General features: G+C 34.7%; 21 protein-coding genes and 6 tRNA genes. 14 read left to right on the top strand and 13 right to left on the bottom strand.

The window, feature by feature from the left end:
- Positions 1 to 141: 141 nt before the first annotated feature.
- From BXY64_RS10330 to BXY64_RS10310, 5 genes are all read right to left on the bottom strand, one after another.
- Complete coding sequence (locus BXY64_RS10330; RefSeq protein ID WP_120239893.1) at positions 142 to 1,203, bottom strand: hypothetical protein; 1,062 nt, start codon at positions 1,201 to 1,203, stop codon at positions 142 to 144.
- 54 nt (positions 1,204 to 1,257) lie between these two features.
- Positions 1,258 to 1,806 (bottom strand): hypothetical protein, encoded by a 549-nt coding sequence (locus BXY64_RS10325; RefSeq protein WP_147375968.1) that lies wholly within the window; start codon positions 1,804 to 1,806, stop codon positions 1,258 to 1,260.
- A 103-nt stretch (positions 1,807 to 1,909) separates the two neighbouring features.
- Entirely contained in the window at positions 1,910 to 2,476 is a 567-nt protein-coding gene (locus tag BXY64_RS10320) for an RNA polymerase sigma factor (RefSeq protein WP_120239891.1), read from the bottom strand.
- A 151-nt stretch (positions 2,477 to 2,627) separates the two neighbouring features.
- Positions 2,628 to 4,448, bottom strand: coding sequence for an HAD-IIIC family phosphatase (locus tag BXY64_RS10315; RefSeq protein ID WP_120239890.1), 1,821 nt, complete (start codon positions 4,446 to 4,448; stop codon positions 2,628 to 2,630).
- A gap of 469 nt (positions 4,449 to 4,917) precedes the next feature.
- Positions 4,918 to 4,990, bottom strand: a tRNA-Lys gene (locus BXY64_RS10310).
- A gap of 216 nt (positions 4,991 to 5,206) precedes the next feature.
- On the opposite strand from BXY64_RS10310, the gene BXY64_RS10305 reads away from it, so the two are divergent.
- The 3 genes from BXY64_RS10305 (at position 5,207) to BXY64_RS10295 (ending at position 10,129) form a co-directional block, all read left to right on the top strand.
- The gene (locus BXY64_RS10305; RefSeq protein WP_120239889.1) at positions 5,207 to 6,574 is read left to right on the top strand and encodes a thioredoxin-like domain-containing protein; all 1,368 of its coding nucleotides are present in this window, start codon (positions 5,207 to 5,209) and stop codon (positions 6,572 to 6,574) included.
- Positions 6,575 to 6,729: 155 nt separating this feature from the next.
- Positions 6,730 to 7,620 (top strand): LytTR family DNA-binding domain-containing protein, encoded by an 891-nt coding sequence (locus BXY64_RS10300; RefSeq protein ID WP_120239888.1) that lies wholly within the window; start codon positions 6,730 to 6,732, stop codon positions 7,618 to 7,620.
- 151 nt (positions 7,621 to 7,771) lie between these two features.
- Positions 7,772 to 10,129, top strand: a complete 2,358-nt coding sequence (locus tag BXY64_RS10295; protein ID WP_120239887.1) for a TonB-dependent receptor domain-containing protein — start codon at positions 7,772 to 7,774, stop codon at positions 10,127 to 10,129.
- Between the two features lie 97 nt (positions 10,130 to 10,226).
- Here BXY64_RS10295 and BXY64_RS10290 read toward each other — a convergent pair whose 3' ends face one another.
- Positions 10,227 to 10,793: a transposase gene (locus BXY64_RS10290; protein ID WP_120239886.1), complete on the bottom strand. Its 567-nt coding sequence runs from the start codon at positions 10,791 to 10,793 to the stop codon at positions 10,227 to 10,229.
- 1,039 nt (positions 10,794 to 11,832) lie between these two features.
- Here BXY64_RS10290 and BXY64_RS10285 point away from each other — a divergent pair.
- Positions 11,833 to 12,576 carry a DUF6261 family protein gene (locus tag BXY64_RS10285; protein WP_120239885.1) on the top strand — a complete coding sequence of 248 codons (744 nt, stop codon included), beginning with the start codon at positions 11,833 to 11,835 and terminating at the stop codon, positions 12,574 to 12,576.
- Positions 12,577 to 12,910: 334 nt separating this feature from the next.
- On the top strand, positions 12,911 to 14,125 hold the full coding sequence (locus BXY64_RS10280) for a hypothetical protein (RefSeq protein WP_120239884.1): 1,215 nt from the start codon (positions 12,911 to 12,913) through the stop codon (positions 14,123 to 14,125).
- A gap of 149 nt (positions 14,126 to 14,274) precedes the next feature.
- Here BXY64_RS10280 and BXY64_RS10275 read toward each other — a convergent pair.
- From BXY64_RS10275 to BXY64_RS10255, 5 genes are all read right to left on the bottom strand, one after another.
- Positions 14,275 to 14,347, bottom strand: a tRNA-Lys gene (locus BXY64_RS10275).
- Positions 14,348 to 14,384: 37 nt separating this feature from the next.
- Positions 14,385 to 14,457 (bottom strand) — tRNA-Lys (locus tag BXY64_RS10270).
- Between the two features lie 37 nt (positions 14,458 to 14,494).
- Positions 14,495 to 14,567, bottom strand: a tRNA-Lys gene (locus BXY64_RS10265).
- Between the two features lie 40 nt (positions 14,568 to 14,607).
- Positions 14,608 to 14,680, bottom strand: a tRNA-Lys gene (locus tag BXY64_RS10260).
- A 37-nt stretch (positions 14,681 to 14,717) separates the two neighbouring features.
- A tRNA-Lys gene (locus BXY64_RS10255) sits at positions 14,718 to 14,790 on the bottom strand.
- A gap of 366 nt (positions 14,791 to 15,156) precedes the next feature.
- On the opposite strand from BXY64_RS10255, the gene BXY64_RS10250 reads away from it, so the two are divergent.
- Together BXY64_RS10250 and BXY64_RS10245 are read left to right on the top strand one after the other, a co-directional pair.
- Positions 15,157 to 15,966: an SDR family oxidoreductase gene (locus BXY64_RS10250; RefSeq protein WP_120239883.1), complete on the top strand. Its 810-nt coding sequence runs from the start codon at positions 15,157 to 15,159 to the stop codon at positions 15,964 to 15,966.
- 124 nt (positions 15,967 to 16,090) lie between these two features.
- A complete protein-coding gene (locus BXY64_RS10245; protein ID WP_120239882.1) occupies positions 16,091 to 16,813 on the top strand; it encodes a sigma factor-like helix-turn-helix DNA-binding protein in 723 nt (240 codons plus the stop codon).
- A 57-nt stretch (positions 16,814 to 16,870) separates the two neighbouring features.
- Here the strand turns inward: BXY64_RS10245 and BXY64_RS10240 are convergent, their stop codons facing one another.
- Positions 16,871 to 17,881, bottom strand: coding sequence for a YitT family protein (locus BXY64_RS10240; protein ID WP_147375967.1), 1,011 nt, complete (start codon positions 17,879 to 17,881; stop codon positions 16,871 to 16,873).
- A gap of 183 nt (positions 17,882 to 18,064) precedes the next feature.
- Here BXY64_RS10240 and BXY64_RS10235 point away from each other — a divergent pair, with 183 nt between their 5' ends.
- The 7 genes from BXY64_RS10235 to BXY64_RS10205 all read left to right on the top strand — a co-directional run bounded on the left by BXY64_RS10235 (position 18,065) and on the right by BXY64_RS10205 (position 24,255).
- Positions 18,065 to 18,613 (top strand): 1-acyl-sn-glycerol-3-phosphate acyltransferase, encoded by a 549-nt coding sequence (locus BXY64_RS10235; protein ID WP_120239880.1) that lies wholly within the window; start codon positions 18,065 to 18,067, stop codon positions 18,611 to 18,613.
- A 12-nt stretch (positions 18,614 to 18,625) separates the two neighbouring features.
- On the top strand, positions 18,626 to 19,408 hold the full coding sequence (locus tag BXY64_RS10230) for an amidohydrolase (RefSeq protein WP_120239879.1): 783 nt from the start codon (positions 18,626 to 18,628) through the stop codon (positions 19,406 to 19,408).
- A gap of 165 nt (positions 19,409 to 19,573) precedes the next feature.
- Entirely contained in the window at positions 19,574 to 19,948 is a 375-nt protein-coding gene (locus BXY64_RS10225) for a BlaI/MecI/CopY family transcriptional regulator (protein ID WP_120239878.1), read from the top strand.
- A gap of 12 nt (positions 19,949 to 19,960) precedes the next feature.
- Positions 19,961 to 21,775, top strand: a complete 1,815-nt coding sequence (locus BXY64_RS10220; protein WP_120239877.1) for a TonB family protein — start codon at positions 19,961 to 19,963, stop codon at positions 21,773 to 21,775.
- 98 nt (positions 21,776 to 21,873) lie between these two features.
- Positions 21,874 to 22,578, top strand: a complete 705-nt coding sequence (locus BXY64_RS10215; RefSeq protein ID WP_120239876.1) for an energy transducer TonB — start codon at positions 21,874 to 21,876, stop codon at positions 22,576 to 22,578.
- Positions 22,579 to 22,644: 66 nt separating this feature from the next.
- Entirely contained in the window at positions 22,645 to 23,346 is a 702-nt protein-coding gene (locus BXY64_RS10210; RefSeq protein ID WP_120239875.1) for an energy transducer TonB, read from the top strand.
- A gap of 189 nt (positions 23,347 to 23,535) precedes the next feature.
- Entirely contained in the window at positions 23,536 to 24,255 is a 720-nt protein-coding gene (locus BXY64_RS10205; protein WP_120239874.1) for an energy transducer TonB, read from the top strand.
- Positions 24,256 to 24,333: 78 nt separating this feature from the next.
- Here the strand turns inward: BXY64_RS10205 and BXY64_RS10200 are convergent, their stop codons facing one another.
- Positions 24,334 to 24,993 (bottom strand): B3/B4 domain-containing protein, encoded by a 660-nt coding sequence (locus tag BXY64_RS10200; RefSeq protein WP_120239873.1) that lies wholly within the window; start codon positions 24,991 to 24,993, stop codon positions 24,334 to 24,336.
- Positions 24,994 to 25,003: the final 10 nt, after the last annotated feature.

The raw sequence follows: 25,003 nt of genomic DNA, 5'->3' as shown, positions 1-25,003 counted from the left end.
AATTGAATTTGAGTAGAAATTTCCTCAAATTTTCGAAGGAATTGAGACGATTCCTTTCTTAAAAAAAACAATGAAAATATGATTTTATACAAAAAAACCTCTTTCTCATAAGAAAAAGAGGTTTCTGCAAATTGTATTTTTTTATCTTAAACTAACATTTCCATATTGGCTGTTAATTTTTACTTTTCCTTTAGGTTCAGTTGAATTTCCTACGATTACTTTCAAATAAGTCTCCGAATTATCAACGATCTTTTGTATAATTTGTGAATTATCCGGATAATTGATACCACAATACTTGGTTTCAGCTTCAAGCGAATAGGAAGCTCCTTCTTCAATTGCAATTCTACTTGCTACGTATTGATTATCTACTTTAATGCTTTCAAAATCTTTAGAAACATTATCGATTTTACAATTCCCATATTTAAGAGTCAACTCCAATGTTTTGTTTACATTTTCGATTCTAAAATCGGAATATTGGCCCATATTAACTCTAAATACATCTGTATTCACAATGTTGAAAGCATCATATTTCGAATCAGCAAAAACAGTTTCATTATTATCTAAATGTAGTTTAGAATAACGACTCACAACAATTAATGCCTTACTTGTTCCAATATTCATTTTCGAATATTTTAAAGTAAGTTTAGTTCTGTTACATTCTTCAATGGTTGCTTTTGCATAAGCCAGGTTAATGGCACTAAGAGGTTTTTCTTCTGAATACAGAAGTTTTCCTGCTTTTAAATTTCCATAACTCAGGTTGATGTTTGCTTTCTCTTTGATCGATTGAATGAATATATTCCCAAACTTATTGACTACATCAAGTTTAATATACTCTGGCATAAAAATTTTATAATCGATACTAAATTTCTTACCAGTTTTAAACTTGGTTGACATTCTGGTTTCTGCTTTAATTATATCACCAATTTTATCCATATTGATATCTATATTGGTGAAAAGTAATTTTGCTTTTTCCTCGCTGGTGGTTTCAATGGTAATTAAAACCTTTACTGAAACGGAATCTTTTTCCCAATTATGGATGTCAACATCACCATATTTGTTGCTAATTTTTAATTCAGTTCCTTGCTTAGCGGAGAATACTTCGATAATTTCTTTCTCATATTCATCTGTGGCAAAGGAGTTGAATCCAAATCCCATAACTAAAATCAGTAGGATAGCCGAAAATTTAAATTTAAATGCTTTCATCGTTGTTCTATTTTTATGCTTTTAAATTCTTGTTACTAGTGGTTGTTTTTTGAATTATGCCGAGACATTCAGGTTTGTTTTTGTTTGCTTTCTTACCTGGTATAATTGCTCAATAATTCTGTTTAAAACATTGGTTTTTACCTGGTAATATTCAATCATTGCCTGAATTACTCTGTCATCATCAGGATGCAATTTTAATTCTTGTTTCAGTTGATGGTAGCGTTTGTCCATTTCTTTCAGTTCTTCTGATAAAATGTTTTGATGCTCTTTCTTATCAAAGCTTCCCATTCGCTCAATCATCCTCAACTGGCTGTCGATATTTGATGTGTAAAACAATTCAACTTCCTGATATTCCGGAGATATAGCTCCGAGTCCCAATTCTACAGGAGATTGTATTTTACGAATCTGATATCCAGTAATCCCCGAAATGACCACAAAAATAGCTATTGTTGCCACTTTTAAAAGTCTTGACATCCCAAATAGAGATTTCTTTTTTTGTTCGTTGTTCAATTTTCCAAGAAAGTTTTCAAAATGATCGTTCCCAGGATCATGATCATTGAATGCTTCCTTGTGTTCCCTAAGTACTTTTTCCAATTCTTTCATACAAACAAGTTTTATTCGAATTGTTGTACGTAACCTTCTTTTTTTAATGTTAATACTTCCTGTTGGTGTAGTCATTTGGTATTAACGGCAATAAGAGAACGGTTTACAGCAATTTTTTGGTTTTCTCTTTTTCTAATATTTGAATCAGTTTCTTTTTGGCTCTCAAAAATTGTGATCTTGATGTTGAAGCATTTACATTCATAACTTTTGCTATCTCTTCATGATCGTATCCTTCCAATAAGTACAGGTTCAATATAATACGGTAACCTGTTGGTAGCAGGTTTATCCCTTTTTTAATGATATCAATTTGCTCTTTGGTATCCTCAATCTCATAATTGCTTTCCTCTTCTTTTAGCTTGTATAACTCATCTTCCAATGGGAAAAGTTCAAGCTTTCTCTTTTTTAAGCTATCCAAAGAACGATTAATTACGATTCGTTTTAACCAGGCACCAAAGCTAACTTCACCTTTATACTTTCTGATATTTTTAAATGCAGACAGAAATGCTTCCTGCATAATATCTTCGGCTTCCGATTCGTCTTTTACGATTCGTAAAGACGAATTATACATTGCCTTGTAGTATAATTTATAAATCTTAAATTGTGCTTTGGGGTCGTTCTTTCCGCAAAGCTCAATTAAATCTTGGTGAATGTTTTGGTACAATGAGCTCATTAATCAATTTCTATTCTAATGACGATTGCGGAAATCATGCGTTGCATGTCTTTTTAATTATTTAAGAGAATAAATATAATTAAAAAGAAATACCAAGATAGTATTGAGGAAAAAATATTTTGTAAATAACAGATATTGATGCGATTGGAGGTTAAAAAAGTGAGCTTGCACGTGAAAGAATAATTTTTGCAAATTCTTTTATTGTTGATCTAAAAATTTTTAGGCTGCGTTTAAAATGGTATTCAAGCTCATTTCTTTCCAGTTTTTGGTCCTTGATATTTTCAATTTTCGAGATGAGTCCATTGGCCATATGTTCATACACCGACCTTTTGTAGTGTCTGATGCTATGATTAATATCTACTTCAGTAATAAATTCTCTTACATCAAGAATGTAGATGTTCTTGTGTAAACTGCAGAATTGTTCCAAGACTTTGTTCATTCTTTCGTGACGAACTCTGGCCTTACCATACTCGGATTGATTGGTAAGCGGAGTATCAACTTCGGCTCCATTAATAAATATGATTGGCTTTTTTACCTTCTTTCGAATGATTTCGAGGTTCTTGATTAATTGATCTTCCGTAATCTGTCCAATAAAATCATATTCAGTGCTGAAAAAATCATAAAAGGCTTCATTCATATTTTTGAATTCGTGCTTTTTGCAGCGAGCAACAAATTCAGCTTTCTTTTCATTTACAAAATCGGAATAGGATTCATATGGAATTTTAATCCCTGTAGATTTCGATTGGTACAAATCCATTGTATAATCAATCAGAAGGCTATATACTAAAATATCGTAATTGTTGGAGAACAATTTAGTGTCAAAAACCTGCTGATCTAAAAAAGGAATGGAAGCAATTAGTTCTTTTTTACTCTCTTTGTCCAGACTTTCTGACTGTAGAAGAATTTCGGTATGCGCCTTTGGAATAGGGTGGTTGTTCTGGTTTACGTTATTGTATTCGGTATCCACTTCCAAATCTTTATACGATAGGTAGTGCGCCATTTGCCTTAAATCACATGCACCTTTTAAAAGTATTTTGGTTGATGAAGAACTATGCTTCTGATTATCGTTTGTCCAATCATTAACTTCCATGATCCAGTGTGGCTGATCTTTCGAATTCAATTCCACAGTAACATCACCCACTCTTTTTAATCCTGGGAAATTGAGTTTGGCATACATGTATTGCTCCACACCAATATTCATCGAACGGCAAGAAAATAGAAAATGCTCCAGCTGGTTTTTACTTTTATGCAAGGCATAGAAACCTACAATACCATATTCTCCAAATCGATCTTTTACTTTTACAGCTTTGCATTCATAATCAGTGCTTTTTAGCAATTGCTCAAGTTCATTTTTATCAATTCTTTTCTTTGTGTAATTGATTTGGTTGGTTCGATTAATGAGTTCGTGAATTCTATCAATTATAGGTTCTAAATTTTCTATAATTGCCAAGTGAATATTCGATGATTCCAGAAAATGAATATTGTCTGAAAAATGTTCTTTTTCTTTCTCTTTTTCTTCAAGAATTTTATACTGCTGCAATCTGCTCAGTGCGGTATCATCCTTTCCCGAAAAAGCTTTGTGTTTGCTAATTTCTTGAATGAAATCAGGTTCTTTGGTATGAATTCCTTGATTGTAAAATTCTACTTCGGCCAGATTTAAATGGTTATCGTCGAGAAATAAAACATTTGCAGGACGAAGCTGTGCCGAACTGATAATTTGCTTGATGTTGTTGCCTTTGGGATTCCAGTTGATCTGCGGAAATACAAAATATTCCCAAATCTTTAATTCAATTAGTTTGGCTTTAGCCGTTTCAAAATCGTTTTTAGAAGCAATTGAATTGATAATTCCTCTTGAGCTTAGATCTTTAATTAGTTGAATGTTATCATTGTTAGGAATAATCCCTTCTTCCGATAAAGTTCCTTTCCAAAATGTATCATCTAAATCCCAAATTATCAGTTTAATTGATTCCATATTTTGTAGTTAATTGTTAGGCTACGTTAAATTTATATAGAATAAATAAAAATAACAATCAATTAACGTGTTGTTCATGAGGAGAATAGGAGGGTTGATCAAAATTGATAAAGTTTAGTTTTTAAGAACAAGGACATCTGATTAGAGTGATGCTTGCTTTCCCAGTGAATATTTTAACCAATACATTTACCGAATTATATTTTATCTCAAAAAGAAAGTTACGGTGCTCTGCACCTTAAAAATATTTAGTAGTTAGATAATTAGTAATTATAAAGGTACAGCGTACCGTAATATTTACTGATAAAAAAAAGAGTCACCGATATTCTCGATAACTCAATTTTCTTTAGTGATCCCTCTGGGGTTTCCCGATGATCCGCTATCGCTTCTATCGGGATAGACTTCTCACCCTAAGGAAATTTCAGGCATAAAAAAAGAGTCACCAAGATATTGGCAACTCTTCATTTTTTAGTGATCCCTCTGGGGTTCGAACCCAGGACCCCAACATTAAAAGTGTTGTGCTCTACCAGCTGAGCTAAGGAATCGGGATTCCTAAATTACAGAAAAAAATGAATTTTTGAAAATAAATCAAAAGCAAATGAATTTTAGAAGGATTGATTAATAATTGATTGTTTTGTGCTTATGATTTTCTTTGTTTTCACTTTTGACAAAAAATATATAATAATGGTTTTGAATAATTGGATTGCGTACCTTTACGTTTACTTACAAGTGAAATTATAAATAATAAGCAATTTTGTTATATGTATAGAAAACTACTTACAATCCTGTTTTTTCTAATACCGCTACTAGCGATTGGACAAGATAAAATGAGTTTGAAAGGTGAAATGTTGGACTATAAAGGAGAAAATTTCATTCTTTTAACTGGTGATGATGGAGGAGTTTTTATTGTAGATAGTGCCAAGGTTGATTATAATGGTGTAATTCGATTTGATTGGGAGGGAAATCCTGGTTTTTATCGAATTGCCAATAAGAGTAATAAGATTGATATTAAAATTGATAGAAAAGATTTCTGGTTCTCCTTGTCTGGATTAATGGAAGATGGTGAACTGCAGTTTCCAGATAATGATGAAAACTATCAATACCAATACTATCTATCTGAATTTTCAATATTAAATGAATCGATAGAGGATTTGCGAGAAGATTTGCTGAATTTAAATGAGAAGGATTCTTTATTTAAAGAGAAGTATTCGGAATTTAAAAAACTAAAAAAATCGAAACGCAATCTGCTTAAAGATTTATGGGGATCACACATTGATGCATGGTCGGCACGTTTTGCGCTGGCTCAGCAAGAATTGGTTCCAGATGTAAAATTAAAAGGACAAAAGGCAGATGATTATTACCTGAAACACTTCTTCGATTATTTTGCCTTTTCTGATTCACTCCTAACTGGAACTCCTGTTTACTACGAAAAAGTAGCGAAATACCTGAAAGCACAGAAAATTACAGACTTGATAAGTAATGGCAATTACAAAGAGATAAAGGAGCTAATTGGCAATTTATTCTGGTTGACAGAACTAAATCCAGGATCGCAAAAATACATGGCCAACTACCTGATGAATCGTTTTCCTGAAGAAGAGTATTTCGAAGTATATCATATTGTAAGTGATGCCTACCGTATTTTAAATACCTGCGAATATGTATTGAATACCAGAATAATAAAGCGCAGGATCAATAATTATAAAGCCATCACAAAAGGTTGGCAAGTGCCTGACATTCCTTTATATCATACCAATGATGGTAGAATGCAGAATTTAAGCAATGTGAATAGTGAGGTGACTTTACTAATTGTGTGGTCGGGGAGTTGTGAGCATAGTGTGAATATGCTTTCGCAAATTTCGGAGATATACTATACTTATAAGGAACTAGGTTTGGAAGTTGTAGCGGTTTCTTTGGATAGCAACCTTAATTATTGGAAATCTGCAGTAATGAATGGAGCTTATCCGTGGATTAATTCCTGCGATACTGATGGATTACATGGAACAGTGGCCAGCCAGTTAAATACATTTGTTACGCCAAGTATGTTTTTAATCGATTCTTCATTGAAGACCATTGCATTACCACAAACTTTTTTCCAGTTGGAGCAGAAGTTGATTGAGATTTTTATGTGATTTCAATTCACAAATAATAGATGGAAGTGTGTGATGTACTTTCTTTAATGGTTATGGATTTCGGTGATGTTTTGACCCAAGTTCAAAGCAAGCATTAATCCATTTCCTGATATTATGCTTATATTTAGCATTAAAACTAATTACGAACCTGTATCATGAACTTTAGTAGCTTTAATTGGCTCAATCAGAAATATTCTCAAAATTACATTATTCGTAAACCACTTATTGGAACCCTAATCGTTGCAGTGTTCTGCTATCTGTTTACCATTTTGTATAGACCACAAAATACCAATAGTTCCGATCCTTTTAGCTATGAAGTTACCATCGCCATTTATTTGTTGGCTTTAATGCCTCCTTTATATTTCATGATAAAAGTGTTGAAATTACTTCCAAACTTTAAGAGCAAAGAGAATTGGACACTTTTAAAAGAAGTTGAATTTGGCGTGATACTTTTCTTAATATTGGGAGTATGGAATTATTTTGTAGGATTTATAATGGAAAATCCAGAGGGGAGATGGAATATTTACACTTTTCTCGATTCGGTAAAAAGTACATTAACTGTGGGGATTCTGCCATATTCTATTATTAGCATACAGAATAGCAGATTTTTATTTGCCTCAAATTCTCAGCAGGTTGTTGTGGATCTAAATGCTCATGCAAATGAGAACGAAGTAATCCACATCAACTCCAAGTTAAAAAAAGGAGACATTAGTTTTGATCCGGAATCATTTCTATATGCAGAATCGAATGGGAATTATGTGATTTTCCATTTTCTTAAGAATGACATGATCCAAAAAGAAATGCTTCGAAACTCGATTGGGGATGTTGAGAAGCAATTGAGTGAGATTCCTTACCTCATGCGAATCCACAGGGCATTTATTGTGAATGTAAATAAGGTAAGTCAAAAGAAAGGAAATAGCTCAGGTTATAGATTAAGTATTGATGGGCTTGATGTCGATTTGCCTGTTTCGCGACAGAATGTTGCCAACTACGATCAGGTGGAACTTAATCTGAAAAAATCTCAGGTTGCTATTCATCCCAATTAATTACCACTTGTAACAACTTTCAAAATAAGCCAGGAGCGGATTTGTCATCTGTCACAAATTCATGATGTCTGTACCATACATTTGTCTCTTCTGCCCGTATTTACTGACTTTGCAATGAATATCAATTGTAAAATTAAACCAGTCAGGAAACATGAATTGTTACAATCAAACCGATGTAAAAAGATCTGCACTATTCGCATTTATTCTTTTATTCATCCATATAAACATACTATGTGCAGAAGGAAAACAAGTAATGTATGGAGTAATTATCGATCAAAATGATAATGGACCCATTGCCTTTGCCACCATCTCCTTGCATCATCAAGCAGATAGTTCATTGCTGACAGGTACAACAAGCAATCAGGATGGATATTTCGAAATCAGTAAAGTAAAAAGAGGAAATTACTTGCTTCGAATCAGTTTTATTGGATATCAAACGCGCATGTTACAAGTTCAGTTTGACAATCAAAACAATTGTGATTTGGGAACTTTTCCTTTGAAGGAGGAAAGTATTCACATGCAAGAGGCATTGATAGTGGCGGAACGCAAGAAAGCACAGACATCTGATAGGGGTACAACCTTTTTTATGAATAAGAAAATTTACAACAGCTCTAATTCGGGTGTTGATATCCTAACACACCTTCCGGGCGTTCAGGTAGATTTGATGAAGAATATCAGCCTGGAAAGCAGTACAAATATTAAAATTTTGGTGGATGGAAAGGAACGTGATGTGCAATACCTGGAGCAATTGGATGCCAAACAAATTGACCGGGTAGAAATCATACGAAATCCTGGAGCCAGATACGATGCACATATTACCGGGGTAATCAATGTATCATTAAAGAAAAGAGAGGAAGGAATGAGCGGACATATTTTCTCCGAAATTCCTACCAATGCACAGGAAATATTCCTGGACCCAACTTTTGGATTGAATTACAACAATAAGAAATTAAATGTATACACTTCCTATAGTGGAAAACTCAGATATTTCGACAATTCAGAAGAGAATGTCAAAATGATAAATACCGATAATGGATTACAAACTTTCAATTCTGTTTTGGATTTAAGACAAAAAAATTGGAAGCACAATATTCATATGGGAGCCGATTATTATCTCGATTCTCAAAATCAGTTTAGTTTGTATGCCTTTGTTTGTCCGGAGACTCAAAGTTTTGAAGGTACAGCCAATATGGAATTAAATACCGATGGGAGTAATGATGTAAGAGAGATAAGGGATAGATTGGAGAAAAATGACTACACCTTGTCGCATTATTCCATCTTTTACAAGCATCTGTTTGCCAAGGAAGGAAGTGAGATCACTTTTGATTTGAATTACTTTCGACTGCGAGGAGAGAATTCCATTTTGTATGATAGTCAGGAAAGCACAAGCTTTAACGGTGTAAAGCCACATAATCAGTTCATTGGTTTTCGCATTGATTATACCTCTCAGCTTGCATCAAAAATAAAGATGGACGCAGGATGGAAAAGCCAGTTGCGTGACATGAAGGACAGAAATTCCTCGGAATTCAGCTATCAGGAAGATATTCATGCGGCTTACCTGGCGTTTTCATATGCCAATAAGAAGTGGAATGCGAGCGTTGGATTACGAGGTGAGTATGCATACACAGGCCTAGACTTTGGTGAGAAAAAAGAAGAAACCTCTTTCCTTCCTAATGTACAAATGGGCTGGCAAGTTTCTAAAAAACAAAACTTACAGCTGAACTACAGAAGAAGTTTGAGGCGTCCGCATGTTTACCAGTTGTCGCCGGTTGCAACAAGCATTGATCCTGTAAGTGTCAAACGAGGAAATTACGATTTGATTCCCGCTTCTAATCATCAATTTAGCCTGAAACATTCAGTTTCTATTGGAAAGAGTCACCTTTCCACACAGCTTTACCATGATTTATTCAATGATGTGATTCAAAACCATGCTTTTGTGAATCAAGACGACTTGTTGGAATATAATATTGCCAATTTGGCTGAAAGAAAAGAGTTCGGATTCAAAATTAGCGCAGCTCTTAGTTTGAGTAAATCCATTGGTCTTACTCCCTATTTAAAAGGATACAGGAGGTACGATAGCCCGAATCAACAGGCCCGACAGTTGGGGATTGTAAAAAAGAATAGTTCGGGATATGAATTTGGATGCTCTTCGAGAGTGAATTTAAATGATAATTTGTCGGCCTCTGTAATTTTTCAGTACAACAGTCCCACATACGATTTGCAGAACAAACGCTTTAGCGATGCCATTTATATTTTAGCCCTCAATCAGTCGTTTAAAAGTGGGATAAAAGTTGGGATTTCTTCAGCCATTCCATTGAAAAAAGATTTTACTTTTTCAGGAGTGAGAAGCAAGGGGGAGGATTATTATTCCTATATAAATGGACAGGTACATGTGTCCACCTTCTTTATTCGCCTTCAGGCTAGCTATCAATTTAAATGGGGAAAACAGAGAGCCAAAATTGAAAGACAGAATAGAGTAGAGGAGGGAAGCCAAGGGAAAGGATTTTAGTTATGGCAGTAGCATTACATCCATGGTAGATCATTTGATAAATGTGTATGCGCAATTGTAGATGTTTTGATATATTTGGTGTAGGGACGTAGCAGTGCTACGTCCTTACGGTATGATATCTTTCAGGATTTTTTCGAATGTATTCTTCAATTCTATCAAATTCTGATTGATCACGAATTATTCTATCATGGAAACGAGGCAGCCAATCGAATAAAAAATATCCATTCTGTCTGCACCATTTGGTTAATGCCGATTTATAGGATCGGATCACCACCGATAAACTACCCGATTTGGGTGCTATGGAGGACATGTGTTGGTTTTTGATTGTATCGTAGGGACGTTGCAATGCAACGTCCTTATAATCCCCAACTGCAACGTCCTTACGATTACCAGGTGCTAGGTCACTACGATTCGCAACAATACCAATTATACCATGTATATGATCGGGCATAATAACAAATTCACCCAATTCTACATGTTTATTGTATATGGCAATATTTCTCCAAAACTTTTCAGCCTGTTTTCCTATGGCTGATAATTGCACTTCACCATCAACAATATTCCCAAAGAAAGGTTCTTTTTCTTTGGTGCTGATGGTTATAAAATACCATCCCGGCTCCGAGTAATCATGATTAGGTTTGCGAACGGATTTGCGATTTTTCATTCCAATGGGATATTGTAGATGTTTTGATGTATTTGGTGTATGGACTGCCGTAGGGACGTAGCATTGCTACGTCCTTACTGTGTGACCTGACTATACCCAATTACTGCTATTGGGCGGCGCTATGTAATTTAGGCGTCTGTGTTGATTTTTGTTTCAATTTATAAAATGGTTAGCTTGACATTGCTCATCCGCTGTCGCACGAATTCCTTCGTGTGACTTTATTACTGTTCCACGCCAAAGGTTTCGCGAGGTAGCTGGGTGCACCAGTGCACCTCTTTACAATCAATCTTGTGAATTTATAAAACAATAATTGCTAAACAAAATAAACAACAGGTATTACTCAATAAAGTACTTCCACAATTGGCTGAGGAGCTTGTTTTCTCAAAAAAGTACCTCCTGAATTGGTTCAGAATCTCGTTTTCTCGAAAAAGTACCTCCTGAATTGGTTCAGGTACTTGTTTTCTCAAAAAAGTATCTCCTGAATTGGTTCAGGTACTTGTTTTCTCAAAAAAGTACCTCCTGAATTGGTTCAGGATCTCGTTTTCTCAAAAAAGTATCTCCTGAATTGGTTCAGGTACTTGTTTTCTCAAAAAAGTGCCTCCTGAATTGGTTCAGGTGCTTGTTTTCTCAAAAAAGTACTTCCTGAATTGGTTCAGGATCTCGTTTTCTCAAAATAGTATCTCCTGAGTTGGTTCAGGAACTCATTTTTATAAACAACAATCTCTTCAATGAGGTGAAGCGATTGTTGTTTCAAAAGCTTATTTCTTGGCTTTCTTTTAGCAAAGGAATGATTCAAAATTCGGGAGATTCTATTCTAAGAGCTTGTGCTTGTATTTTACGATAGGTAAGAATAGTGGTGTTTTTAAGTAAATTAAATTTTGAATGGTAAAATTATGAGAGTTTGTATTGTTCCTTATATATAAAAGGATTAGGTGCTTTGGTAAAAAATGTTAAAAAAGTTTTTTTTGATTTACAAAATAAATTAAATTTATAATGGTTTAATAATAATGCTGTTGGTTCACATCATAAAAAATAGAATATGATAGAACAAATGAATTTTTCGAAGTTGCACTTAAACGAGTTTTTAAGTTATTGCGGTGAAATTTCGACTTACCTAAAATCGATCGATAAGGAAGGATTGCAAATTGTACCTGTTATTGATCAGTTTGCTGCCAGGTACGAGGTGGCTGTTGAGGTATCGAACCGTTCTCGTTCAAGTAAGTTTACACATTTACTCAAGGGAAAAGATCATCGTCGTGATGAGTCTTTCCTTGCATTTCGTAATCTGGTTGAAGCATGTTCTCATCGTAAGGATGCGACATTTGCTGAGAAAGCAGAAAGTCTGTTGAGAATAATCAGGTCTCATGGCTGGTCGTTGCATACAAAGGGTAGAGCAAATCAATCGGCTAAAATGGCCAGTTTGGTTAAAGAACTCAGCTCTGCTGAAAATACCAGTTTAATAGCAGGCTTGTCTGCTACCGATTGGTATCAGGATATGGTTGATGATAATGCAGAATATTTGAAACTGCAGGAAGATAAAACCGTTGCTGAATCATCGGAAGACGATTACGACACTTTAGAAGTGTACAAAGATTTAAGAATTAGTTGCGAGCAATTGTTCGAGGGCATTGAGGTCTTGAATCGAATTGCTCCTAACGAAAAGTACGATCAGATGGAAGCTTTCATTAACGATTGTACTCAGCGTTATCAAACCATAGTGAAAACACGCACTACCAAAAACGAAAACGCTAAAGAAGAACAAACAGAAGAACAAGAGGCATAAATAAAAAAAGCAGAGGCTCCACAAATTCTCGAGTTAAACCGACGAAAGTTTCAAAAGGGAATTAAGGGCCTCGCTTATGACAAAAATAAAACCATTTTGTCAGTATTTATCTATCCTCTATAATTTTTATACCAACAGCATTTATTTTAAGACTAAACCTCCTTTTTAACGAAAGGAGGTTTTTATACCATTTGTATTTCGATAACTATGGGGAGTGCCAAAAAGGAATTGTACAGCGTTAAATTAAAATGCCAGGTATTTAATTAGATAGGCATTAGTAGCAAAATGAACCAACTAATTCATAATCGATAATATCCTAAATCTATTACTGAAAATGGCAAAGAATAGAAAACCAAAAAATAAAGTTATAAAGCCAGTAAAGAATGCAGCTTTTGCAAGCTTCGATAAAGCTTGTAGGATTTTCTTTAATAAGTTGGGCTTATTGAAGCAGTACAATTTGCTTAGTAAAAGTGAGAAACGAATCATGTTTGATCATCGATTTATAATGCGGACACCTGTTTCGGCTAGTGGTACTCGATTACCATCGAAGGAACTTAAAAAAATAGGAAATTGTGTGCAGAAAAAAATGAGGGCATACTCTCTTGAATCAGATGGGCAATGGTATTCGAATTATGAGATGCAGATTTTTTATTTGTTGGGTAGATTGAAGACCTGTAAACTCATTTCTGAAAAAAGAAGAGAAGAACTTGTTCAAATCTTTGGCCCCAAAAATGTAGAGCTTGATGGTTATTTTTATCGGTACTATATAACTTTGCTTAAGGCAACGCTTTCACTTAGTTCAATTGAAAGCAAATATTACAGTTTTTATCCAAGAAGTGCCAAAGTTATCGAAGACAAATTAGAGATTGAGATTTCATTGCAGGTTTTTGACCATAGGGCAAGAAAAAAATACATCAAAAGAAATGGGGTTCACCGCCCAGCTTATGCCATTGGATTACCCAATTCAAACCTGAAAACAAATTGGTTAAAAGCAGATGTGTCTTTTTTAAAAGGCAAATATAAAGGTGATCAAGAGGAGTTAGAAGTTTATATACAAGCTCATGCATTAAAAAGAATGAAGGAAAGACTGGATGTGCTTGACCCTTCTTCCTTTTATTATATCATTTGGAGTAGTACTATTGATATGGATAATTTTGTGTTGTATGGCGATTTAATACTATACCCGATTAAAGTACATGATAGTAAAGTTGGATATTTTGTTGCTGAAGTTATAGATGATTGCTTGATCCTGAAAACATTCTTGTTTGTAACTCATTCTTCTACACCAGAAGGAGATAAGTTAAAAGAAATTAGTGGATTGGGGTGGAAGGATATTTCTTATTGGAAAATTGATCGTTTGAGTACGTTTATGAAAACAGATACAGAGAAATATCCTCGTTTAACTGCCATGTTCAAGGAAGTAGGGCTTGGCGATTTGTATGAATTGAAAGGAAAAGAATTTGATTTGGATACTATGCAGGATGCCAATCTGGATGCATTGCGAGACTATATTAGTAAAGGTAAGGAAGAAGTAAGTATGCTGGTATGAGTATAATTTAGGACAATCAGCATTTAAAAGGTTTTTGGTCTTTGTATGATTTATAAACGGTAGATTTTAACAACTTTTCTATTTTTCACTTTTCAAGACTTTCATAAAAAAAGAGTCACCGATATTCTCGATAACTCTTTGTTCTTAAGTGATCCCTCTGGGGTTCGAACCCAGGACCCCAACATTAAAAGTGTTGTGCTCTACCAGCTGAGCTAAGGAATCGTCCTGATTTTATTTGAAAGACTTTGGTTGTCTTTAGTGATCCCTCTGGGGTTCGAACCCAGGACCCCAACATTAAAAGTGTTGTGCTCTACCAGCTGAGCTAAGGAATCATCCTGATTTTATTTGAAAGACTTTGGTTGTCTTTAGTGATCCCTCTGGGGTTCGAACCCAGGACCCCAACATTAAAAGTGTTGTGCTCTACCAGCTGAGCTAAGGAATCATCCTGATTTTTTTTATGAAAGACTTTGGTTGTCTTTAAGTGATCCCTCTGGGGTTCGAACCCAGGACCCCAACATTAAAAGTGTTGTGCTCTACCAGCTGAGCTAAGGAATCATCCTGATTTTATTTGAAAGACTTTGGTTGTCTTTAGTGATCCCTCTGGGGTTCGAACCCAGGACCCCAACATTAAAAGTGTTGTGCTCTACCAGCTGAGCTAAGGAATCATTGTGTAGCCTTTGTTTTCAAAAGCGATGCAAATATAGAGCGATTAAATTTAAATCGCAAACTCAATTTTGTGGAAATTGTAGGTTTTTGCCCCCAGAAACAGGCGCAATTTAATTTATATCCTTGGTTCGTAATTTGATATAAAACCGAAAAGAAATTGAAAAAAAAATACAAACTTTTAAAAACTGCTTTGTTCGCTTATGATAATGGCCATTTTTATTGAATAAATGAGCAAAATTTGTTCTTCTTTTTAATCTCAAAAAATCGAAGAAGCATCTAAAATCCGTGAAAAATAATTCTAATTTTGTGATTCATTATCTAAGTTCATGCAAATGGACACAAAAATTGCAAAATAAATCTTCCTTATGAATGATAAAATCGTAGTGATTACCGGAGCATCATCTGGTATTGGTAAAGCATTGGCATTCGAATATGCTTCCCGTGGATCAAAAATTGTACTTGCAGCAAGAAATACTGAAAAGTTAAAAGAGGTAGAAGAGGAAATCCTTGCCAAAGGAATTGAAGTGTTATCGGTAAAAACCGATGTTAGCATTGAGGAAGATTGTAAGAACTTAATTGATAAAACAGTTGAAAGGTTCGGAGGAATTGATGTATTGATTAACAATGCTGGAATTTCGATGAGAGCCATGTTTGCCGATTTGGAATTGTCGGTACTTAAACAATTGATGGATGTGAACTTTTGGGGAACGGTATATTGTACAAAGTATGCCATGCCTTATATTACCAAAGCAAAAGGTTCGGTTGTGGGTGTAATTTCCATTGCTGGATATATTGGCCTACCTGCTCGTACTGGATATTCGGCATCGAAATATGCCATTCGAGGCTTTTTGGATACTTTAAGAGTTGAAAACCTAAAAACAGGTGTGCATGTATTGGTAGCAGCTCCTGGTTTTACAGCTTCTAATGTAAGAAATGTAGCATTAACTGCCGATGGTTCATCACAAGGCGAAACTCCACGTGATGAAAGTAAGATGATGAGCGCCGAAGAATGTGCACGTTTAATTGCCAATGCAGTTGTAAAGCGAAAAAGAGAATTGATTATGACTTTTATGGAGGGGAAACTAACCGTATGGTTGAAAAAATGGTTCCCAAGTTTGTTAGAGAAGCTTACCTATAACCATATGGCTAAAGAACCTAATTCACCTTTGAAATAAAAAAATGTAATTTGAAGCGAGTTTAAATACTCGCTTTTTTCTTGCGTTTTGTAACATTTACAAGCCCTGTAAGTATATCTATTTTTTTAAACTGGTATCAAGCGATACAACTACTACTTGACTAATGGACAAATCTCACTTCAATACGTTCATCTTTTCCAATGCGAACAAGATATACTACTATGTGTTTTGTATTCTTAAGAATTCTGATCAAACCATTCAAATCGTTGAACAAACATTTGAAGAGTGTTGGAACAAAAGGAAAGAACTATCTCATTCCGATTTGACTCCTGTTTTTAGAATTGCCAGAGATTTGGCAAAAAATGAAATGCAAGGTAAAGCTGCAAGGAGAGCAGTTCTTCATCAAAATGCTGAGGTGAATCCTGTGTTATTGCATTTTTGCGAGTTGTTGAAAGACTTGGCTCCAATTCAAGCTGAAATCTTGTGTTTGCGCTCTTTGTCAAGAATGAGCGTTGATGAGATATCCAAAATTGTTGGACTTGGCTTAAATAATGTACAGTCGATGTTGGCTGAAGTACGAAAGTTAGTTCGAGCACAGGTTGACCCTAAAGGAATCCTAAAGGAATTTTCTTATCACGAATTGCTTACCAAATACTATGCAGGTAGTACAAGTATAGAAGAGGAGGAGCAACTTCGCTTATTTGTATCTCGAATGGACTTATCTGAAATTCCCGAATCAGATCGGGAGGTATTCAGCATGTTTTTAAAAATTGGTAATGCAGAGATTCCAATTACCGGATCAGACATTTTACGCGATAAAATGAAAGAACTACAGACCACAAAATTTCAAAGAGTATTGGCTAAAATAAAAAAGCAATCCAAATGAGGATTGCTTTTTGTGTTTTATAAGGAACTGCATTATTTACATTTGAATTCACCTTAATCATGCAGGTTTATCATCTAAAGATTTAAATCCTTTTCCCAAAATTTCGTTGGTTTCCATAACTGTAACAAAGGCTTCAGGATCAATCGAGTGGATGTAATCCTGAAGCATCGATAATTCGCGACGGTTTACCACCATGAAAATCATATTTTTTTCACTTCCATCATACATACCGGTTCCTTTTAAAAAGGTACCGCCTCTGTTCATATCTCCAATTACCTTGTTTTTGATTTCTTCGTATTTATCAGATACGATAAATAAGGCCTTTTCGTAGGATGAGCCTTGCAAGGTAATATCGGTAACCTTACCTATAATAAATAGTACTACCAGTGAATACAGAGGAATTTGCCAATCAAGTTGGATGTATAAACAACTCAAAACGATTAGGAAATCGATATAAATTACGGTTTGCCCAAGCGGTGTTTTTGCGAATTTAGCAACAATCATTGCCAAAATATCCGAACCTGCCGAAGTGGCTCTTGCTTTTAGAATTAAGCCTAAGCCAAATCCAATAAAAATACCTCCGAAAATACAGGAAAGCAATACATCATCAACCAAAGGAACTAAGCCCCACCAAGCTGTTATTGTATCCAAAAATAAAGCACACAAAACAAAAGACAGTATGGTTTTTATACCAAATCGAGGTCCTAGAACTTTAATTCCAAGAAGGCTTAAAGGAATGTTTATTGCCAAACTTGCAATCCCAACTGGAATTCCTCCTCCAAACTTTCGAAACAAATCGTTCGAATAATCCATGAAGTGGTACAGGATATTCGAGAAGAATCCGGTATAATCAGTAGGATTTAATGCACCAAACAAACCTTGAGGAAACAGACCTTGAGTCAGTTTGTTGATTACAATCCCGATTCCATAAATACTTCCTGGAACCAAATCGTGCGGAACTATAAAGAATACAAAGCCAGCAGCCATAATAAATGCCCCGGCAATAACCAGTGAGTAATTATAAAACCATTTTCCGGAGAAAATTGCGTCTTTTTGTATAAAAGCCAAAGTGAATATGTTTTTAGTGTGTAAGCTTTAATTTAATTGTAAGAATAGTAAGATTTTGCAAAAATAAATAATTTTTAGAGGAATACTTGGCCCAATCTGCGCTATTTTCAGAGATTTTCTTTGAGGAAAGGTTGTTTTACCGATAAAGAATTGATTGTTTTGCATTAGATTCAATAAAAAAATATGAGAGCAAGTATCAGTAGGCTGATCATGAGAATGTTCGGTTGGAAATATATAGGAGAGATTCCTGAAGTAAAAAAAGCAGTAATTATTGCAGTTCCTCACACCTCTAATTGGGATTTTGTTTGGGGAAAGTTGGCTTTTCTGTCGCACAATGTGAAAACTACGATTTTAATGAAGAAAGAACTTTACATTTTTCCATTAAAATACCTTCTAAAATCATGGGGTGTAATTCCAGTTGATCGATCGAAAAAAGGAAATATGACAGACCAATTGGCTGAAGAGTTTTCGAAAAGAGAATCCTTATACATTTCAATAGCGCCGGAAGGCAGCAGGAGTTTGAGACCAGAGTGGAAGAAAGGGTTTTATTTTATCGCTTTAAAAGCAAATGTTCCCATTTACCTGGCGGAAATCAATTATGAGGATAAAACCTTAACTTGTGGAGAACCTTTTTATCCAACAGGTAATGTTGATGAGGATATGAAAGTTATTAAGAGTAATTATATAAACTCAAAGCCAAAACATCCTGAGAAATTTTCTACTGGCTTGTAAATCTTGTTTGTTATGTCCGATCTGTTAAAAGTTAGCTTGGTTCAATCCGAATTGATTTGGGGAGATGTACAAGGCAATTTGAATCATTTTTCTGATCTTTTTGGGAAGATTGAGGAGGAAAGTGATCTAATCATCTTACCTGAGATGTTTACCTCTGGATTTTTGATGAAGGATAAAGACAAGGTTTCGCCATTTGCTGAGCTGACAATTAATTGGATGCAGAAATGGGCATCGCAGCTTCAAGCAGTAATACTGGGAAGCATTATTGTTGAAGAAAATTCTGAGTATTACAACAGGTTATATGCTGTAAATGCAGAAGGAGTTTTAGCTCAATACGATAAAAGACACTTGTTTCGAATGGGAGAGGAACAAATGCATTTTCAGGCAGGAAACGAGCGTGTGATTTTTAATATTGGAAAATGGCGAATTTGCCCATTGGTATGTTACGATTTGCGTTTTCCCGTTTGGAGCCGAGGGGTTGATGATTACGATTTATTGCTGTATGTTGCCAACTGGCCTCAGCCTAGAAGAGAGGTTTGGAATATCCTGTTAAAAGCAAGAGCAATTGAAAATCAAAGCTATGTGATGGGTGTGAATCGGGTAGGTGAAGATGGAATGAATTTATCATACTCGGGTGATTCATCCTTGTTCGATGCCAAAGGAAAGCTTCTTGCAAAATGTGAAGATTATAAAACAAATATTCAGACTTACAGCATAAGTTTGAGTCAATTGAATGATTTTAGAGCCAAATTTCCGGTGTATCTTGATGCAGATTCATTTCAAATAAGCAAATAATAATACGATTACATAAAGCTAATTAGAGGCTTATTGATTTTATTGCTGATTTTTATTCATCAGTATTGGAAAACTAAATATATAGTTCTATATTTAAGTCAGAAGTCAAAAAATAGATTTAAGAAACAAAAACGAATTGTCCCACTTTAAATAATACAAATAATAATGAAAGAATTAACTAGGGCTGAAGAGCAGGTGATGCAAATCCTTTGGGAACTTGAAAGTGCCTTTGTAAAGGAAGTAATCGAGCTTATTCCTGAACCAAAACCAGCTTACAATACAGTTTCAACAATTGTTCGAATTCTTGAGAAAAAAGGATTTGTTGGACATGTTGCATTCGGTAAAAGTCATAGATACCACCCATTAATTACCAAAAAAGAGTACACTCGCAAATTCATGAAAGGATTTGTAAGAAATTATTTCTCGAACTCATACCGTGATATGGTATCCTTCTTCGCAAAGGAAGAACAGGTAAGCTTATCGGAATTGGAAGAGGTTAAAAGAATGGTTGAAGAGCAAATTAAAAAGCAAAGCTCTTAAATATATCGGTGAATGGTAACAGGCGTAATTCTATATTTTTTACAATCAGCAATTTGCATGGCATTCTTTTATGCCTTGTATTGGTTGTTTCTGAAAAGGGATACCTTTTTCAGGATCAACCGTGTGTTCTTGATGCTGACTCTGGCCGCCTCGTTACTAATCCCATCTCTTAAAATACCTTTTCAGTTAGAATCAAATCCGGTAACATCAGACTATGCAATGCTTGATGCGGTGGTATTAACTTCTCAACAATATTTAAGTGCAAATATGTTGGAGGAAGTTGTGGTTACTGCTGATAATCATATTAATTGGTATCAATATATTGGATTTGTATACCTGATTGGATTATTACTACTAACTCTTCGTTTTCTTAAGAACCTGATTCAATTATTTATTTGGACCAGAACAAATAAAAGAATTCGTGAGAATGGAGTTCAGTTGGTAGTAATGAAGGATGATTATCCGCCATTCTCATTTTTAAATGCAATTTTTGTAAGCAATCAGGACTATAAAAAGCCAGGATTTGCTTCCATATTGGCACATGAAAGAGTGCATGTGGATCAATTGCATACATTTGACCTTTTAGTGTTGGAGGTGCTTACAGTAGTTTTTTGGATTAATCCATTTGTTTGGATGTACAAAAGTTCTATTCAGGAAGTACATGAGTATTTAGCTGACGATAAGGTGGTGAATGGTTCGGTTAATCCGAATGAATACAAAATGCATATTGTCAATCAATTTGCAGGAGGAGATTTGTTCCGATTGGCAAATAACTTTGGTCAATCAACATTGAAGAAAAGAATTTCGATGTTAGGTAAAATTAAAACTCCAAAGATTGCATTGGTTAAGCTTTTATTGTTGCTTCCAATTGTTTTGGTATTACTATCAGCATTCGCTTTTACGATTGAAGAAGAGAAAAAAAATTCCCAAAACTTTTCATTTAAAGAATTTATTCCTGATGGATTAAAACAATTTTATTCTTTTTCAGACAGACAATATTCAACATACGATGATGAATTGCACTTTATTCAAGGATCAGCTACAAGTGGTATTTCAGCATTAAAGCATAAGGAAGAAGTAAGTCCTAATCAAATATATAGAATTGCTGATGAAATGCCTGAATACCCTGGTGGTATTAATGTATTGAAAAAGTATATCACCAATGAAATGAGATATCCTAAAAAGGCAGAGAAAAACAAAACGGAAGGAAAGGTGTTTGTAAGTTTTGTTGTTGGGAAATCAGGAGAAGTTAAAAATGTATATGTAAATAAAGGTGTTTCTCCTGAATTGGATAAGGAAGCGTTGAGAGTGGTAAAGGGATTACCTAAATGGACACCAGGTAAGCACAAAGGCAATTTGGTAAATGTAGCTTATACATTGCCAGTTGATTTTAAATTGAAAGATTTTGCAATTGAACAACCTATATTAATTAGAAAACCAGTTCTTGCAAGAATTAAAAATGCTTCGGATTATCATACTGATAATTTAGCGAAATTAGAAAATTGCAATCAAGAATATACTGTTGTTGAGAAAATGCCAGAATTCCCTGGAGGAAATGGAAGCTTAAGAAAGTGGGTTGCCAGAAATTTGAGATATCCGATTTTAGCTGCTGAGCAAGGTTATGAAGGGAAGGTATATGTAAAATTCAATGTAAATAAAGATGGCAGTGTTTCAGATGCAAAAATTATAAAAGGTGCGAATGTGGAATTAAATGAAGAGGCTCTTCGTGTTATAAATAGTATGCCTTATTGGATTCCTGGAGAGCAACAAGGAATTAAAGTTAAGGTGAGTTATACAATTCCTATCCGTTTTGCTTTGAATAAATAAAATTTTTTACGTATATTAACTAAGAAATTAGTTCTTATGACTAATTCTTTAGGAATAACACCCAAAACCAATTTATTGTCTAACCAAAATTCAATGTTATGGAAGTAAAAAAGAACCCCCGTTACGATTTAGAAAAGAAAAGAGGAATGTTCTTACAAATCGGTTTTCTACTCAGTTTTTTAATTGTTTTGGCTGCTTTTGAGTACAAAACACCAGTTGCCGAAACAGAGGAGTTGACCATGGATATCCTTGAAGAAACGGATGAAATTATCCCTGTTACTGTTCAGGATAAGCCAAAACCCAAAGAACAGCCAAAAGTAAAGTTGATGGAATTAGCAGAACTTTTATTGGCAGATGATGACGAAGAAATTGAAGATCTTGAGATCGAAGATGCAAGCTTATCAGAAGATGATGAATTTGATATTGTTGCTGTGAATGAAGATGAAGAAGAAGTTGATGAAGATACGCCATTTGTGAAAGTAGAACAGATGCCAATTTTTAATCCTAAAAAGAACAAAACATACGAACAAGGACAACGTGATTTGTTCATTACCATGCAGAAAATGACTCGTTACCCTACAATTGCTCAAGAAAATGGTATACAAGGAAAAGTGTTTGTACGATTCGTTGTGACCAAAACAGGTGAAATTGCTAATATTAAAGTAGTTCGTTCTGTTGACCCATCTTTGGATAAGGAAGCGATTAGAGTAGTAAGTAATCTGCCTAAGTTTAAACCTGGAAAACAAAGAAATAAACCAGTAAGTGTTTGGTTTAGTGGATATATTTCGTTTGTGCTACAATAATTTTTTTATAGATATTAACTAAGAAGTTAGTTGTAGAATATTGTTGAACCTTTAGTTCAAAGAGCTATGAAAGAGAAAAAGAATGCTAAATATAATTTGGAGAAGAAAAGAATCATGTTTCTGCAGTTTGGATTGATTTTCAGTTTTGTGTTGGTTTTAACTGCCTTCGAATACGAGGTTCCATTTGATGAACCTAAAGATATTGTTGTCGAGGTATTGGACGATGTGGATATGTTGATACCGATTACATATCGTGAGCCAGAAAGGCCTAAAGAACCACCAAAAATTAAAAAGATAGAGTTGCTTACACCTTTATTGGTAGATAATGAAGAAGAAGGAATAGATTATGAACCTGAGGATTCATTTGATAATCCTGATGATGAGGTACCATTAGTAGTTAAGGAAGATATTGAAGAGTACGTTGAAGAAACTCCATTTGCAGTAGTGGAGCACATGCCAGTTTTTAATCCAGATAAAAATGACAATTACAAACAGGGTAATATGGATCTGTTTCGAACTTTACAAACATCAGTAAAATATCCTATTGTTGCACAAGAATCATGTATTCAGGGTAAAGTATATGTTCGATTTGTAGTTACCAAAAGTGGCGATATTTCTAATATCGAAATCACTCGTTCGGTTGATCCAATTTTAGACAATGAAGTAATTCGAGTACTTAAAAGCTTGCCAAAATTTAAACCAGGTTTGCAACGATTAAAACCTGTTCCGGTTTATTATTCTGCTTTTGTGAATTTCAGATTACAATAGATTGAAAATCAAAATATAAACGATTTATTTTTCCGAAACAATAAAGATCAAAATTCGTACTATTAATAAGTAAAACGTTCTTTGAACTCATCCTCTCTTGAGGTCAGTATTTTAGCATGATTCGTAGAGAATCATGCTAGAAATGTTCCTATTATTGATTGTAATTTGTTACCATTAAAAAGAACAGCTATGATTCCTAAAAAGAATCCAAATGTTGATTTGGAAAAACGGAAATCCTTATTCTTTGAAATTGGATTGGTCGTGGCTCTGGCTGTAACCTTTGTTTCGTTTGAATGGAGATCAAATGTAAAACAAGCTACCCAATTTACTTCGGAAGCAGAATTTACAATTGATGAGGAAATGGTTCCGATTACCAGGCAGGAAGAAATAAAGGCTCCACCCAAACTACCTCCTAAAATCAAGGTTGCGGATGTTATTACCATTGTTGAAGATGATGTTGAAATTGAAGAAGAATTAGAAATTGTTGAGGAAGAAATCAATCAGGAAACAGAAGTGGATATTCAGCCTATTCGAGAAGTTATAGCGGAAGAAGAGGAAGAGGATGAAGCTCAAATCTTTGTTATTGTTGAAGAAATGCCAATTTTTCGACCTGATATTTGTAAAACCAGGAAGGAGGGCGATGCAGAACTGTACCGGCACATATACAAAAGCCTAAGATACCCTGTATTGGCTCAGGAAAATGGAATTACAGGCAGGGTATTTGTAAAATTTATCGTGGGTAAAGATGGTGGCATTTATGATGTTGAGGTATTGCGAGGTGTGGATCCTTCTTTGGATCAGGAGGCAATTCGTGTGATTAAGAATTTACCAAAGTTTTCGCCAGGAAAACAGCGTGGTAAACCTGTTAATGTATCCTATACTTCAGTGATTAAATTTGTATTACAATGAATTAACGTGAGTGTTACGTTAAATTACTACTCAGACTTGAAAACGAAAGTCCGCATTTGATGTGCGGACTTTTCTACTTTATATGATTCGTGTTTCAACCTTGTCTCCTTTGGCATGTTTTTGCAGTAATGAAACGGCAAAGTCCATTGCTTTTTGTAATTCGTGATTTCCTTGAAAGCTTAAAATTATCATTAAAAATTGTGAGCATTCATTGGTAATCGATGTGCGAACAGAATCGCTGGTAGGGCTTCCAAAAGCTCCCAATTCATCTCTGAAAATCGGTAAGAACTCAATATTTAATTCACCACGTCCTATTCCTTTATAAGGTTCATCTTTTCTTCCGATTCCTAACTGAATATCACCATTTATTTTTGCTGCATTGTATCCACCAATGGAAAATCCACTATCAATAGAGACCAAATTTAAAAGGTCTACAACATTATTGATTTTATACAAGCCTTTGCCACTTGCAACTCTTCTTAGTAAAGCCTCGGCAGAAGGTCTGTATCTGCTTGGATCCTTACCAATTTTGCGATATCCCAATTTTGTACTTTTTACACTCGGTAATTGTCTTATTTTTTCAGGATCTAATTCTTTTTCCTTTCTCTCAATGAATTCATTGATTTCCTTCCAAAGTTCCGGACAATCCTCTTGTGTTTCAACATCACATTGAATAGCTCCTAGCTTAAGATCAGGCCATGTGCTTTTAAGTTTCTCCTCAATTAGAATATTTATCATTTGTTACCTG

The organism is Marinifilum flexuosum, from assembly GCF_003610555.1.
Lineage (GTDB): Bacteria > Bacteroidota > Bacteroidia > Bacteroidales > Marinifilaceae > Marinifilum > Marinifilum flexuosum.
Note: the sequence above shows the minus strand (reverse complement) of the source record. Positions and strands in the feature narration are given on the sequence as shown.